The organism is Aminobacter sp. P4_D5, assembly GCF_056401815.1.
The window spans coordinates 61,223-74,404 of record NZ_JBFUIP010000002.1 but is presented as its reverse complement, the minus strand read 5'-3'; the positions used below and the strand labels follow the sequence as shown (position 1 = coordinate 74,404).

Sequence of the window (13,182 nt, the reverse complement as noted above, 5' to 3'; positions counted from 1 at the left end):
GGTGCTCAATTGCTTTCGTGCCAGGTGCGGCCGTCGCGTTCGATCAAGGCGATCGACGCCGATGGGCCCCAGGTGCCGGCGGTGTAGCCTTGGGCTTCCTGGCGGCTGGCTTCCCAGGCGTGCTGGATCGGATCGATCCATTTCCATGCCGCCTCGACCTCGTCGCGGCGCATGAACAGCGTCTGGTTGCCGCGCACCACATCCATGATCAGCCGTTCATAGGCATCGGGCGCGCGTCCGTCGAAGGACTGGGCGAAACTCATGTCGAGTGGAATCTGGCGCAAGCGCATGCCTCCCGGACCCGGATCCTTGATCATGATGAACTGCTTGACGCCTTCGTCGGGCTGCAGGCGAATGACCAGCTGGTTGTTGAAGATCGGACCGGCACTTTCGTCGAAGATCGAATGGGGGATCGGCCGGAATTCGATGACGATCTCCGAGACGCGCGAGGCCAGCCGCTTGCCGGTCCGCAGGTAGAAAGGCACGCCGGCCCAGCGCCAGTTGGCGATCTCGGCCTTGATGGCAACGAAGGTCTCGGTGGTGCTCTCGGCACCGAGTTCTTCGATGTAACCCTTGACCGGTCCGCCAGCGGAAGCTCCGGCACGGTACTGTCCGCGCACGGTGTGCTTTGGAGCTTCATTGCCATTGATGCGCTTCAGCGCGTTCAAAACCTTGAGCTTTTCGTCGCGTACCGCATTCGCCTCCATCGAGGCCGGTGCCTCCATGGCAACGAGGCAGAGCAGCTGCAGCATGTGGTTCTGCACCATGTCGCGCAGCGCACCTGCCTTGTCGTAATAGGTGACGCGGTCCTCGAGGCCGACGGTCTCGGCGACGGTGATCTGGACATGGTCGATATTGGCCGAGTTCCACAGCGGCTCGTAGAGCGCATTGGCAAAACGCAGTGCCATCAGGTTCTGCACCGTCTCCTTGCCGAGATAGTGGTCGATGCGGAAAATCTGGTGCTCGCCAAAATCGTCGCCGATGATGTCGTTGAGCGCCTTGGCCGACTCAAGGTCCCGGCCGATCGGCTTCTCCACGACAATGCGCGAATCCGGGGTGACGAGCTTGTGTTCCTTGAGATGGTCGGAGATGTCGCCGAACAGGCTGGGTGCCACGGCGAGGTAGAAGACCCGGATGCGCTTGCTGTCGGCCACCGACTTCTTCAACTCGGCAAAGCCATCACCTGACTTGGCGTCGATCGCGACGTAGCTCAGCCGGTCGAGAAAGGTCTTGAGCTCAGCTTCTTCGATATATTCCGGTTTGACGTGATCCGAGATCGCCTTCTTGGCGAAAGCGCGGAATTCCTTGTCGTCCATCTTGGTGCGCGAGGCGCCGATGATGCGCGTCGGCTCGGAAAACTGGTGGTCCCGCTGGCGATGATACAGCGCCGGCAGCAATTTGCGTTCCGACAGATCGCCGGTGCCCCCGAAAATGATGAAGTCGAAGGGATCGACGGGGATGATCTGGCTGGTCATTTTCTATCCGTTTCCAAGACGGTCGCGATGTCGCCGCCCGATATATGCTAATCGATTTAAAAACGCCAGTGCCTAGGTGTCACAGTTTCGTTTTCGACGTGGCGGTCGCACCAGCCCAACATAGGGCCTCGGCGTTTGGAAATCCAAGCACAAGCCGCTGGCCCGATACATCAGCTGCTCTGCCTTGCGTCGAGCATTGCGGTCAACTGTGGCGGCGGCTAGATCGATCAGGAAGAAAATCGACAGGGCGGAAAGACGATGCGTCTCAAGGATAAGGTAGCGATCATCACCGGGGCTGCGGCCGGTTTCGGCGAGGGCATGGCCAAGCGCTTTGCCGAGGAGGGCGCCAAGGTGGTCGTCGCCGACCTGAATGCCAGGGAAGCCGAGCGTGTCGTTGCCGAGATCGGCAAGGACGCGATTGCGGTCACCACCGATGTGTCGTTGCGTTCCGAGTTCGACGAACTTGTCTATGCCGCCAAGAGTGCTTTCGGTCGCATCGACATCATGGTCAACAATGCCGGCTACACCCATCGCAACGGCGACCTCGTCGATGTCGAGGAGGATATTTTCGACCTCATCACCGCCGTCAACATGAAGGCGATCTATCATGCGGCGCGCGCCGTGGTGCCGATCATGGAGCGCCAAGGTGGTGGGTCGATCCTGACCACGGCGTCGACCGCAGGCCTCAGGCCGCGCCCAGGTCTGACCTGGTACAATGCCTCGAAAGGCTGGGCGATCACGGCCACCAAGTCGATGGCGGTCGAACTGGCGCCGAAGAACATCCGCGTCAACTGTCTCTGCCCGGTGGCCGGCGAAACCGGCATGCTGGAAAAATTCATGGGCAAGGACACGCCCGAAATCCGCGAGAGGTTCAAAGCCTCGATCCCGCTCGGCCGTTTCTCGACGCCGCTCGACATCGCCAACGCGGCTCTGTTCCTCGTCTCCGACGAAGCTTCACTGATCACCGGCGTGGCGATGGAAGTGGACGGCGGCCGCTGTATTTAGGCGATTATTCCCTGAGGTAACCGCCTTTTCGAGCCTGAATCGTGGCGTTTACGCTTGACCGGCGATGCCGGAACCCTATTCCAATGGCTCAAAACCAGCAGGAAACGCCATGCACAGGGTTGCGATCAGCGGTACCGGCATCTTCACGCCGGAGGAAGTCATCACCAACGCCGAGTTGGTGGCCTCCTACAATGAATATGCCCACCGCCAGAACAAGCTGCACGCCGACGCCATCGAGGCCGGCGAGCGCGCGCCGATGGCGATGTCGTCGGAAGAGTTCATCGTCAAGGCGTCCGGCATCGAGCGGCGCCATGTCATCTCCAAATTCGGCATCCTCGATCCAGGCATCATGCATCCGGTGCTGCCCGAGCGCGCCGAGGACGAGCTCTCGCTGATGGCCGAGATTTCGGTCAAGGCCGCCGACAAGGCGATGAAGAAGGCGGGGCTGACCGCTGCCGACATCGACGCCGTCATATGTGCCGCCTCCAACCATGAGCGCGCATATCCGGCGATTGCCATCGAGGTGCAGCAGGCGCTCGGCATCAAGGGCTTTGCCTTCGACATGAACGTTGCATGCTCCTCGGCGACCTTCGGCATCCAGCTTGCCACTGATATGATCCGCACCGGCTCCGCCCGCGCGATCCTGATGGTCAATCCCGAGATCACGTCCGGCCACCAGGAATGGCGCGACCGCGACTGCCACTTCATTTTCGGCGATGTCTGCACGGCGGTCGTTTTGCAACGCGCCGACGAGGCCAAGGCGGAAAACCTCTATGAGGTCGTGTCGACACGCTGCCTCACCGAATTCTCCAACAACATTCGCAACAACAACGGCTTCCTTCGCCGCACCCGTGAAGGCCACATGGCCGACCGCCGCGATATGCAGTTCCACCAGGAAGGCCGCAAGGTCTTCAAGCAGGTGGTGCCGATGGTCGCCGAACTGATGCTCAGCCATCTCGCCGACCAAGGCATCGAGCCGGCCAGCCTGTCGCGGCTGTGGCTGCACCAGGCCAACAAGGCCATGAACGACCTGATCGGTTCGCGGGTCCTGGGCCACGACGCGACGCGCGATGAGCAGCCCAACGTGCTGCAGGATTATGCAAACACTTCGTCGGCCGGTTCGATCATTGCGTTTTCGAAATTCTCCGACGACCTGCCTTCGGGCAGCCTGGGCGTGATCTGTTCCTTCGGCGCAGGCTACTCCGCAGGCAGCGTCATCGTCAGGAAGATGTGACCGGGCGTTCTAGCCCGCGCAGTCGCTCGACCACCTGATCGGCCATGCGTTCGCAGCGCGCGCCGTTGAACGGGAAAAGCTCGGCAAAGCCGCTCGACAGGCGTTTTTCAATAGCCGCCCGCATTAATTTGCGGGCGCGGTGCAGCCGCGTCTTGACCGTCTCCGGCTTGAGCGCGAGCTGAGTCGCGGTCTCGTCTATGCTCATCTCCTCGACGTCGCGCAAGATGAAGACGATGCGAAAGGCAGCCGGCAGCTCGTCGATCGCCTGTTCAAGCAGAGCGCGGACTTGCCCGCGAGCCAGCTCGGCATCTGCACCTGGTGGTGTCAGCGATGTCGGAAACATGATCACCTGGCCTCCGTTGGCCGCGATATCCAGTTCGTCCAGTTCGGCCACAGGTCGCAGCCTGCGGATGCGCGTGAGCGCCTCGTTGAGAGCGATCTTCGTGAGCCATGTCGAAAACATCGCATCGCCCTTGAAGCTGTCGAGCCGGGTGAAGGCCCTGACATAGGCTTCCTGCACTACGTCCTCGGCCTCCGCGTCATTGCGCATGACGGCGCGGGCGACCCGAAAGAGCCGCTGGTTGTTGCGTTTGATGAGCGCGCGGATGGCGTTCTCGCCGCCTTGGCGCGCGAGTGCCACCAGTTCCTCGTCGCGGCGCCCGTCGAGATCGACCTGTTGCCGCAAGTTTGCCAGCTGCATGCTGTCGCCTCCCTTTGCCGTTCAGACCCGGCGGACGATGCCCTTGGCGATGATCTCGTCGACAGGCGGAAACCCGTTCAGTGCCACATCGGGCAGCGGCGTGAGCGAGGGGTCCGCTGCACTGGGCGCCACCGGCTGCGGCGTGCCGACCACGAAGCGTCCGACCATGCCGGCGTGCTCATGCGGCACGCAGTAATAGTCATACACCCCCGGCACGGTCAGCGTCACCGAGAAGGACTGGCCCGGCAGCAGATAGTCGGAATTCCACGGCTTGGCGTTTGCCGGGATGCGCAACGGTCGGTCGAAGACGTCAGGGTGATAAGACGTCACCGTGTGAGAGTTGCCCGGGTCGCGATTTGTCCAGCGCACAGTCTGCCCCGGCTCGATATGTATGCCGGCAGGGTCGAACCAGACATGCGCGCCATCGTCCTTGCCATGCATTTCGACATCAACGATGTCGTTGCTTGCGGAGAAAGCCAGCCTGGAGAGGAGCGCGGCGAGGAAAAATCCCCCGCCGGCTCCGATCATCTGTCGGCGCGTGGCGATCATTTCGCCACCCGCGCCTCGTCAGCCTTGGCCACATGCCACAGCACGACATGGACATGCGGCTCCTCTACCCCGGGATGGCCGGCATTGTAGTAGACGCTGACATGGTCGACATTGCCGCCGGGCGAGGCGAGGTCGTCGAAGCGCTTGTTCGGATTGAGGTCCTTGATCGGCAGCATGTAGATGGTGCTGACCAGCTTGCCATCATGGTCGTAGGCGAGGAACGGGCCGGCCGGCAGGGTTGCCGGATCAACGAAGAGCTGGCCCATGCCGGGCAAGAAGTCCGGCAGCTTGACCAGGCTGCTGACGGCTTTGAACGCGCCTGGGGGTGGGGCCTTCGCCACGTCCTGGGCGAGCGCGGGCAAGGCACCGGCGAGCATGAGAGCGAGTGCGGCGGAAACCATTTTCATTGGAGCATCTCCCTGTGAACGCCCCGCATCGCGCGGCGGCTTCGAACCATTGGATGCGGCTTTCCCAAAAAGGTTCCCGGAAATCGTGGCGGCAAGCCTCCGGATCGATCCTCCGCCAAGGCCTGCAATGTAAGTGCAATCTTGGCGGCGTAGCTGCGGGCATATCGTCCAGAATTGGGATCAGACATGTCTTTCACCAATGCCTGCCGCGCTGTCGGCGTTTTCGTCGCCGCTGCGACGGTTTTTCTCGCCGGCTGCCAGTCGGACATCATGAAGAACTATGTTGGCCAGCCGCTTGAATCGGTCATCATCGACTACGGACCGCCGGTTGCCGTGCTCGAGCTGGGCCGTGGCCAACGCGCCTATCAATGGCGGAAAATATCGACGAATGTCGTGCCGGGTTCGACGAGCGGCGAAATCAGGGGCACCAGGCGCGGCACGCGGTACGAGGAGATGACGACGCCAGGTTATGTCCAGGAGCAGGAATGCTTCTACACATTCTACGCCAGCATGTCGGACGGCCGTTGGTACATCACCAATTTCCGCAAGCCCAAGCTTGAATGCGAGTGACCCAGTCGGCCTTTAGGCGTGTCGATGTTATGCAAGTCGCGCCGGCCGGTGTCGCGATAGTCAATCCCTGGTCCTTTTGAAGGAACCGCTCATGCGCATTTTGCTGCTCGAGGACGAGCCGGAGATGGCCTCGGTGCTGAAGTCAGCGCTCGCGCGCCGCAATGTGATCGTCGATCATGTCGCGACGCTTGCCGATGCCGAGGCTGCGGCCGAGTTCGGGCCCTATGACGCGGTGGTGCTCGATCGCCGTGTATCTGATGGCGAGGGGCTCGATCTGATCCCGAAGCTGCGGGCGCTGCGTGTCGATGCACCGATCCTGATCCTGACTGCGCTCAGCGGCATCAACGACCGCGTCGCCGGGCTCGATGCCGGTGCCGACGACTATCTGGTCAAGCCGTTTGCCATGGAAGAGCTTATGGCGCGGCTTCGTGCGCTGCACCGGCGTCCTATTGCTTTGAAGGCCGAGCAGACGGTGATTGGCCGTCTCACCTACGATTTCCACCATCGCGAAGCTTCCGTCGGCGACAAGCCGCTGGAGCTTTTGCGGCGCGAGCAACTGGCGCTGGAGGCACTTCTCCGCCGGCCCGGCCGAACCGTCCTGCGCGCGACGCTCGAAGAGTCGGTMTATGCCATGGGCGACGAGATCGGCTCCAATGCGCTCGATTCCCATGTCTCGCGCCTGCGCCGCAAGCTCGACGATGTCGCTGCCGGCGTCGAAATCCGGGCCATCCGCAACCTCGGCTACCTCTTGCGTGCCGTGGCATGAAGAAAGCCGGCCCACGTTCGCTGCAATGGCAGCTCGTGCGCAGGCTGATCCTGCTTCAGGCTGCGACTTTGTTCGCCTTTGTCGGTCTTATCTGGCTGGTTCTCTTCCTGCTCGAGCCGCGGCTGCTCACTGATAACGAAACCGCGGTGGAGGCTGTCGCAGGTGCTGTAAACAGGGATGTAAACGGCAACATTGTCCTGCTCGATACGGAGGAACTGCGCGCGGCGCGAGAAAATTACCCGAAATTGTGGCTGATCGTTCGCGACAAGGCGGGCAAGACCCTGAAGGAAGGGCAGATCCCGGCTGTCTATAACGACGAAAATATCGGGTTGCCGTGGGGAATCGACAACGTGCTGTTGCGGTTTCCGATCTATGATGTCCGGCCGGATGCGAAGATGGCCAATCGCGAAACCGCCGCCGGTCCGGTTCGGATCCTGACGTCGACGATGTACTCGCGTACGGACATGGACGGCGTTGATGTGACCTTCCAATTGAGCATCGATGGAACGCGCGATGTCGATGGCCAAATAGCGTGGCTGAAGATCGGCCCGATCGTTGCCTTGATCATCATCGTGATCCTTCTTCCATTCTTTGTCGTGATGGGAGGGACGACCCTGGTCGCCACGCCAGCTGTGGTGCGACGCTCGCTGGCCGGTCTTATCGCAACTGCCAGCCAGGCGGGGCGCATCGACATCGAAAACCGCGCTGTCCAGCTTCCAACCGAACAGGTGCCGACCGAGGTCGCGCCGCTGGTCCAGGCCTTCAACAATGCGCTGTCGCGACTGGGCGAGGGCTATGACCAGCGCAACCGCTTCCTCACCGATGCGGCACATGAATTGCGCACGCCGATTGCCATCCTCCGCACCCGCGCCGAACTGCTGCGCGAGGACCCCGAAAGCGCGCGCCTTCTGAAAGACATCGAGCGTCTGTCGCATCTGGCGCAACAGTTGCTCGACCGGCAGGTGCTCGACCATTCCGCCGGTGCCCGCGAGGTCGTCGATCTTGTCGAGTTCGCGCGCCACATTGCCGCCGATTTCGCGCCGCTCGCGCTGGCGGCAGGCTATGATTTTTCCTTCGAGCCGGCAGCTTCGAGCGTGCTGGTCAACATTCAGCCGTCGCAGATACAGCAGGCCGTCACCAATCTTTTGCGCAATGCCATCGACCATGGCGGCGGTGAGGGCACCATATCGGTGGTGGTGGACGCCAAAGGCGGGCTAGAGATCCGCGACGAGGGTCCTGGCATCCCTTACGAAGAACACGAACGCGTCTTCCAGCCGTTTTATCGGCTGCGCCCCCGAAACACCGGCGCAGGCCTGGGGCTCAATCTTGCCCGTGAAATCGCTAAACTGCATAGCGGCAACGTCGAAATCCTGGTGGGTCCATGGCACGGTGCCCGCTTCAGACTACAACTGCCGCTGGTCGACGGGCTGCAAGCAGCCGAGGCTAAATCCGATCGCGCAGCGCAAACCAGTTGAGCGCCAGAAACAACAGTGGCGCGCGAAAACGCCGGCCGCCGGGGAAGGGCGGTATCTTCAGGTCCTCGATCAGCTTGAGCCTGTCGCGGTTGCCGGCGACCGTCTCGGCATAGAGCTTGCCGAAGAAATTGGCCAACATCACGCCATGGCCGGAATAGCCGCCGACCGAGATGACATTGGGCATCACCTCGCGCACGAAAGGTTTGCGCGGCATGGTGATGCCGACATAGCCGCCCCAGMCATGGGTGATTTCCACATCCTTGAGCGTAGGGTAAATCTCGGCGATCTGCTTGCGGATGTGGATATGGATGTCCTTTGGGTCGTTGACGCCGTAGATTTCACGTCCGCCGAACAATAGTCGGCCGTCCGGGGACTTGCGGAAATAGCGCACCACAAAGCGGGAATCGTCGACCGACTCTCCGCCCGGGATCACCTTGGACTCCGCACCTAGCGGCACCGTCGCGCCGATGAACGAACCGATCGGCATGATGTGAGACGCACTTATCGGTTCCAGATTGCCGCCATAGGCGTTGACGGCGATCAGGCATTTCTGCGCGGTAATCGTGCCGCGCGGCGTTGTCACGCGTACCTTGCCGCCTTGTGAGGTAATGCCGGTCGACTGCGTGTTCTCGAACAGCTGCGCGCCGGCTTCGGCAGCAACTCGCGCCGTGCCGATTACCAGTTTGAGCGGGTGGATATGCCCGGTGCCGGTGTCGCGCGTGCCACCATAGTAGTGCGTCGAACCCAGCCGCTCGGCGGTCTCCCGCGCATCCATGAACCTGACATGCGGGTAGTTGAAGCGGCTCGCCATGATCTCGGCATGGGCTTTGTAGTCGTCGACAAAGCGCGGCTTGTGCGCCACCGACATCTGCCCCGGCATGTAGTCGATATCGATGCCATGGGTGGCGGCGAAGTCGAACAGATGCGCCTTGGCTTCCTCGGCGAGGTCGAACAGTGCCTTTGCCCGGGTGAAGCCATATTCGCCCTCCAGCTCTTCCGCCCAGGCGCGCTGGCCGGTGCCAAGCTGGCCGCCATTGCGGCCCGATGCGCCATCGCCGAAGCGATGCGCCTCGATCAGCACGACATTTGTGCCGGATTTTGCCAGATGCGCTGCCGCCGAAAGCCCGGTGAAGCCGCCGCCGATGATGACGACGTCGGCCTGCCTGTCGCCGTCGAGCGCTGGATACTCTGGGCGCGGTCCGGCGGTGTCTTCGTACCACGACAAGCCGGGAGAGATCGGGGATTGGTAGGGCATGATGGGCTTTCAGTAGGGCAGTAGGGCAGTAGGGCAGTAGGGCAGTAGGGTTATTCGTTCGATAGCTTTCGGATCAGCAATCGCAGCAGCTTGCCGACGCTTTCGCTCGTTGTCATTGCCTGCCGAATTGCCTCGGGAGTCGTGATACCAACGCGCTCGGCAATGAGCAGGTGTGTCTCCATTTCTTTGAGCGATCCTTGCGCAATCCTCAGGAACTGCTGGTAGGAGCCACGGTTTTCACGACCGTAACCCTCGGCGATGTTGGCTGGAACGGAGACGGCAGCGCGTCTGACCTGGCTGGTCAGCCCGTAAAGCTCCTCCTTCGGCCAAGTACGGGTCGAGCTGTAGATCGCAGTCGCCAACTCCATTGCCTGCTGCCAGACGACAAGGTCCTGATACGAGTTGATCTCGGTCGCCACGCTCGATCCCCCTCGCTGCCGCGCAACTGCCTCACTGCCCTATTCCCCTACTGCCTTACCCTTCACACATTCAGCAGCAGATACTCCCGCTCCCAGGGGCTGATGACCTCCATGAAGGTCTCGAACTCGGCCCGTTTGATCGCCGCATAGGTGGTCGCAAACGACTGCCCCAAAAGCGACGTCAGCTCTTCGTCGCCCTCAAACAGGTCGACCGCTTCGAGCAGGCCGCGCGGCAGGTCGATCTCGTCCTCGTTGGCCGTGGTCAGCACCGGCGCCTCAGCCTGCAGCTTGCTGGTGAGGCCGATCAGCCCACAGGCAAGCGAGGCCGCCAACGCCAGATACGGGTTGGCATCCGACGATGGGATGCGGTTTTCGACACGGCGGCCGCCGGGATCGGAGCGAGGCACGCGGAAGGCGGTGGTGCGGTTGTCGTAGCCCCACTTGTTATTGACCGGGGCGGAGGCCGCCTGGGTCAGCCGGCGATATGAGTTCACGTAAGGCGCAAACATCACCAAGGCGTTCGGCACATGCTTCTGCATGCCGCCGATGAAGTGGAAGAAGGCATCGGTTTCCGAACCGTCTTCGGCGGAAAAGATGTTTTTTCCGGTCTTCTTGTCGATGATCGACTGGTGGATGTGCATCGCCGAACCTGGCTGTCCCTGGATCGGCTTGGCCATGAAGGTGGCGTAGATGTCGTGCTTCAGCGCCGCCTCGCGAATGGTGCGCTTGAACAGGAACACCTGGTCGGCGAGTTCAATCGGATCGCCATGGCGCAAATTGATCTCGAGCTGGCCGGCACCTTCTTCGTGGATCAGCGTGTCGATCTCCAGGCCCTGAGCCTCGGAGAAATGGTAGATGTCGTCGATCAATTCGTCGAATTCGTTGACGCCGGCGATGGAATAGCCAGCACCTCCGCCGATCGGGCGGCCGGAGCGGCCGACGGGCGGTGTCAGCGGATAGTCGGGATCGGGATTCTTGCGAACGAGGTAGAATTCGATTTCAGGCGCAACGACCGGCTTCAGCCCAAGCTTGTCATAAGCGGCGACCACGCGCTTGAGCACATTGCGCGGCGTAAACTCGACCTGGCGCCCGTCCTGGTGGGCGAGGTCGCAGATCACTTGCGCGGTTGGATCGTCTTCCCATGGCACGACGCTCAGCGTCGAAAGATCGGGCACCAGCTTCAGGTCGCCGTCATCTTCCGGATAGGCAAAACCGTTGCCGTCTTCTGGATAACCGCCCGAAATCGTCATCATGAACACCGCCGAAGGCAGCGCCAGCGAGGTGTTGGAGGTGAATTTGGACGACGGCATCATCTTGCCGCGAGCGACGCCCGCCTGGTCGGGCGTGATGCACTCTATGTCTTCGATGCCCCGCCATTCCAGCCATTCGGAGGCTTCTTTCCAATTGCGAACACCACGTGTGTTTTTCACAAAAGCGGGCGTGCGGGCGCGAGCCCCCCGAGTGGTCGGACGGACTTCCTTCTTTGCAGGCGGCATCAATCACCAGGTTGTGGTTGCAGATTCCCGAGTATAGCCGTGCCGCGTGAAGGAAGAAAAGGGGGGCTGGCAGGCGATTCCAGCAAACTGTTACGGCCAAGCCGCTGGTTTTGAGCCGATTTCTGACCTAGATGATCGCCATGACCTCCAAATCGACCCAACTATCCACCATCGGATTCGATGCCGACGACACGCTGTGGCAGAATGAACAATTCTTCCGCATGACGGAGAAGCACTTCGCCGAACTGCTTGCCGAACATGGCGAGCAGGAGCACCTGATGGCCCGGCTGCTCGACGCGGAGAAGCGCAACCTCGGTACCTACGGCTTCGGCATCAAGGGCTTCACCTTGTCGATGATCGAAACCGCGATCGAGGTGACTGAGGGCCAAGTGCCGGCCTCGGTGATCGAAAAGATCCTGGCCGCCGGCCGCGAGATGCTGAGCCACCCGATCGAGACGCTGCCCCATGTCCACGACACGCTTGAAGCACTCGCCGGGCGCTACCGCCTGGTCCTGATCACCAAGGGCGACCTGTTCGACCAGGAGCGCAAGCTGGCCCAATCGGGGCTTGGCGATTTCTTCGATGCCGTCGAGATTGTCAGCGACAAGTCACGGCCGACCTACGAACGCATCTTCGCTCGCCATGGCGACGGTGCGGCCCGCAGCATGATGATCGGCAATTCGCTGAAGTCAGACGTCGTTCCGGCGATCGAGGCCGGCAGCTGGGGTGTCTACATTCCCCACGACCTGACCTGGGCCTACGAACATGTCGATGAGCCGACGGAAGCCAAGCGCTTCCGCAAGCTGCCGCATCTCGGTGAGCTTTCCGACCTGTTGAAGGCCTTGGACTGAATTCAGGCTCGTCCGACGAGTTTTTCGACGACAGGCTGCAGCCGCTCCGGCGTGATCGGCTTGGCCACCACGATGTCGACTGCGCTCGACAGCGAAAGGCTCTCAGGTGTTCCCTGACGGTTGGACAGCAGGATCACCGAGGGCAGGTTCGCGCCTGAGGCGAGCCTCAGCGACAAGATCGAAGGCATCAGCGCATCGCAATCTGCGTTGTCGCTGCCACCGTCCAGAATGATCGTGCCCGGCGCCATCTTGCGCAGCATGGCCAAGGCGGTATCGGGTGATTCCGAGATCGTCTTGAGGCCAGAGCGCTCGACGATCTTGGCGACGACGACACGGTTGATCTGCGAGCGGCCAACGATGAGCACCTTTGAAAGATCGGCGACAAGGCGGTCAGGAGTGCGCGCATTCGTATCCGGGCCTTGGCCCGAATTGAGGTCATTGCGTTTCATTTGGCTTAGCCGACAGCTGAGGGGCGTCTGTTCAATGCGTGGTTGCGTTCGGTACCTTACGTTCGCGTCAACTGCGAGAAGTGTCAAGTAATACACTCAAAATGACGTGCGACTTTAGTCTTAGACGATAGCATTTCTTCTCGCTAATCAAAGTCCAATGCATAGTGCCGCTAAAGACAAACCCCGCCCGCAGCCGGGGCTGCGAACGGGGTCCGGGGGGCAGGGGCAGGAATGCTTTGACTGCTAGCCGTGCGGCTGCTGGGTCACGATGACAGGGATCAGCAGGTCGCCCCAGTTGCCATCGCCGCCGTGGTGGCGAGCCGAGCGGACCAGTTCCACCGACACGCCGGCCTCGACTGCCTTCATGACCGACTGGTTGAGTCGGTGCAGGTCGTTGGCGACGATGCGGATCACGGCCTGCTGGTCAGCACTCATGGTCGTGGCCTGTTCTTCGGCTCGTTCCTTGACGCGGGTGCGCGGTGCCATTGTGGTTCTCCTCGGGGTGTTGCCTTGCCCTTGTGGGGCGTTTCT

At 61.5% G+C, this 13,182-nt stretch carries 15 protein-coding genes; 6 read left to right on the top strand and 9 right to left on the bottom strand.

Annotated elements, in window-relative coordinates:
- Nucleotides 1–5 precede the first annotated feature (5 nt).
- Nucleotides 6–1,475 carry a glucose-6-phosphate dehydrogenase gene (gene zwf / locus AC1DWF_RS01155; RefSeq protein WP_476787763.1) on the bottom strand — a complete coding sequence of 490 codons (1,470 nt, stop codon included), beginning with the start codon at nt 1,473–1,475 and terminating at the stop codon, nt 6–8.
- A gap of 258 nt (nt 1,476–1,733) precedes the next feature.
- Between zwf and AC1DWF_RS01150 the strand changes: the two genes are divergently transcribed.
- Nucleotides 1,734–2,480 carry an SDR family oxidoreductase gene (locus tag AC1DWF_RS01150; RefSeq protein ID WP_476781354.1) on the top strand — a complete coding sequence of 249 codons (747 nt, stop codon included), beginning with the start codon at nt 1,734–1,736 and terminating at the stop codon, nt 2,478–2,480.
- 109 nt (nt 2,481–2,589) lie between these two features.
- A complete protein-coding gene (locus tag AC1DWF_RS01145; protein ID WP_476787762.1) occupies nt 2,590–3,714 on the top strand; it encodes a beta-ketoacyl-ACP synthase III in 1,125 nt (374 codons plus the stop codon).
- Here the strand turns inward: AC1DWF_RS01145 and AC1DWF_RS01140 are convergent.
- From AC1DWF_RS01140 to AC1DWF_RS01130, 3 genes are read right to left on the bottom strand one after another with little or no spacing between them, the layout of a single operon-like run.
- Complete coding sequence (locus AC1DWF_RS01140) at nt 3,701–4,414, bottom strand: RNA polymerase sigma factor (protein ID WP_476781356.1); 714 nt, start codon at nt 4,412–4,414, stop codon at nt 3,701–3,703. The genes AC1DWF_RS01145 and AC1DWF_RS01140 overlap by 14 nt on opposite strands.
- Before the next feature lie 21 nt (nt 4,415–4,435).
- Nucleotides 4,436–4,963: a plastocyanin/azurin family copper-binding protein gene (locus tag AC1DWF_RS01135; protein ID WP_476781357.1), complete on the bottom strand. Its 528-nt coding sequence runs from the start codon at nt 4,961–4,963 to the stop codon at nt 4,436–4,438.
- Complete coding sequence (locus tag AC1DWF_RS01130) at nt 4,960–5,370, bottom strand: DUF5602 domain-containing protein (protein WP_476781358.1); 411 nt, start codon at nt 5,368–5,370, stop codon at nt 4,960–4,962. Before AC1DWF_RS01130 ends, AC1DWF_RS01135 begins: the two co-directional genes overlap by 4 nt.
- A 186-nt stretch (nt 5,371–5,556) precedes the next feature.
- Between AC1DWF_RS01130 and AC1DWF_RS01125 the strand changes: the two genes are divergently transcribed.
- From AC1DWF_RS01125 to AC1DWF_RS01115, 3 genes are all read left to right on the top strand, one after another.
- Nucleotides 5,557–5,940 carry a hypothetical protein gene (locus AC1DWF_RS01125; protein ID WP_476781359.1) on the top strand — a complete coding sequence of 128 codons (384 nt, stop codon included), beginning with the start codon at nt 5,557–5,559 and terminating at the stop codon, nt 5,938–5,940.
- Between the two features lie 91 nt (nt 5,941–6,031).
- Entirely contained in the window at nt 6,032–6,706 is a 675-nt protein-coding gene (locus AC1DWF_RS01120) for a response regulator (RefSeq protein WP_476781360.1), read from the top strand.
- On the top strand, nt 6,703–8,181 hold the full coding sequence (locus AC1DWF_RS01115; protein WP_476781361.1) for a sensor histidine kinase: 1,479 nt from the start codon (nt 6,703–6,705) through the stop codon (nt 8,179–8,181). The genes AC1DWF_RS01120 and AC1DWF_RS01115 overlap by 4 nt, the downstream gene beginning before the upstream one ends.
- Here AC1DWF_RS01115 and AC1DWF_RS01110 read toward each other — a convergent pair.
- The 3 genes from AC1DWF_RS01110 to AC1DWF_RS01100 form a co-directional block, all read right to left on the bottom strand.
- Nucleotides 8,150–9,436 (bottom strand): NAD(P)/FAD-dependent oxidoreductase, encoded by a 1,287-nt coding sequence (locus AC1DWF_RS01110; RefSeq protein WP_476841391.1) that lies wholly within the window; start codon nt 9,434–9,436, stop codon nt 8,150–8,152. The two genes, AC1DWF_RS01115 and AC1DWF_RS01110, sit on opposite strands and share 32 nt — an antisense overlap.
- 50 nt (nt 9,437–9,486) lie before the next feature.
- On the bottom strand, nt 9,487–9,855 hold the full coding sequence (locus AC1DWF_RS01105) for a four helix bundle protein (protein ID WP_476781363.1): 369 nt from the start codon (nt 9,853–9,855) through the stop codon (nt 9,487–9,489).
- Between the two features lie 62 nt (nt 9,856–9,917).
- The gene (locus tag AC1DWF_RS01100; RefSeq protein ID WP_476781364.1) at nt 9,918–11,351 is read right to left on the bottom strand and encodes a glutamine synthetase family protein; all 1,434 of its coding nucleotides are present in this window, start codon (nt 11,349–11,351) and stop codon (nt 9,918–9,920) included.
- Between the two features lie 140 nt (nt 11,352–11,491).
- On the opposite strand from AC1DWF_RS01100, the gene AC1DWF_RS01095 reads away from it, so the two are divergent.
- A complete protein-coding gene (locus AC1DWF_RS01095; RefSeq protein ID WP_476787761.1) occupies nt 11,492–12,202 on the top strand; it encodes an HAD family hydrolase in 711 nt (236 codons plus the stop codon).
- A gap of 2 nt (nt 12,203–12,204) precedes the next feature.
- Here the strand turns inward: AC1DWF_RS01095 and AC1DWF_RS01090 are convergent, their stop codons facing one another.
- Both AC1DWF_RS01090 and AC1DWF_RS01085 read right to left on the bottom strand, forming a co-directional pair.
- Nucleotides 12,205–12,651: a PleD family two-component system response regulator gene (locus tag AC1DWF_RS01090; RefSeq protein WP_476781366.1), complete on the bottom strand. Its 447-nt coding sequence runs from the start codon at nt 12,649–12,651 to the stop codon at nt 12,205–12,207.
- A 243-nt stretch (nt 12,652–12,894) separates the two neighbouring features.
- Nucleotides 12,895–13,137 carry an SMc00767 family acetate metabolism repressor gene (locus tag AC1DWF_RS01085; protein WP_067965227.1) on the bottom strand — a complete coding sequence of 81 codons (243 nt, stop codon included), beginning with the start codon at nt 13,135–13,137 and terminating at the stop codon, nt 12,895–12,897.
- Nucleotides 13,138–13,182 lie beyond the last annotated feature (45 nt).

Bases quoted from the DNA above. Each gene is read 5' to 3' on its own strand.
- AC1DWF_RS01090 (WP_476781366.1), bottom strand. From the start codon at position 12,651: ATGAAACGCAATGACCTCAATTCGGGCCAAGGCCCGGATACGAATGCG.
- AC1DWF_RS01140 (WP_476781356.1), bottom strand. From the start codon at position 4,414: ATGCAGCTGGCAAACTTGCGGCAACAGGTCGATCTCGACGGGCGCCGC.
- AC1DWF_RS01135 (WP_476781357.1), bottom strand. From the start codon at position 4,963: ATGATCGCCACGCGCCGACAGATGATCGGAGCCGGCGGGGGATTTTTC.
- AC1DWF_RS01145 (WP_476787762.1), top strand. From the start codon at position 2,590: ATGCACAGGGTTGCGATCAGCGGTACCGGCATCTTCACGCCGGAGGAA.
- AC1DWF_RS01130 (WP_476781358.1), bottom strand. From the start codon at position 5,370: ATGAAAATGGTTTCCGCCGCACTCGCTCTCATGCTCGCCGGTGCCTTG.
- AC1DWF_RS01095 (WP_476787761.1), top strand. From the start codon at position 11,492: ATGACCTCCAAATCGACCCAACTATCCACCATCGGATTCGATGCCGAC.
- AC1DWF_RS01125 (WP_476781359.1), top strand. From the start codon at position 5,557: ATGTCTTTCACCAATGCCTGCCGCGCTGTCGGCGTTTTCGTCGCCGCT.
- AC1DWF_RS01115 (WP_476781361.1), top strand. From the start codon at position 6,703: ATGAAGAAAGCCGGCCCACGTTCGCTGCAATGGCAGCTCGTGCGCAGG.
- zwf (WP_476787763.1), bottom strand. From the start codon at position 1,475: ATGACCAGCCAGATCATCCCCGTCGATCCCTTCGACTTCATCATTTTC.
- AC1DWF_RS01100 (WP_476781364.1), bottom strand. From the start codon at position 11,351: ATGCCGCCTGCAAAGAAGGAAGTCCGTCCGACCACTCGGGGGGCTCGC.
- AC1DWF_RS01150 (WP_476781354.1), top strand. From the start codon at position 1,734: ATGCGTCTCAAGGATAAGGTAGCGATCATCACCGGGGCTGCGGCCGGT.
- AC1DWF_RS01085 (WP_067965227.1), bottom strand. From the start codon at position 13,137: ATGGCACCGCGCACCCGCGTCAAGGAACGAGCCGAAGAACAGGCCACG.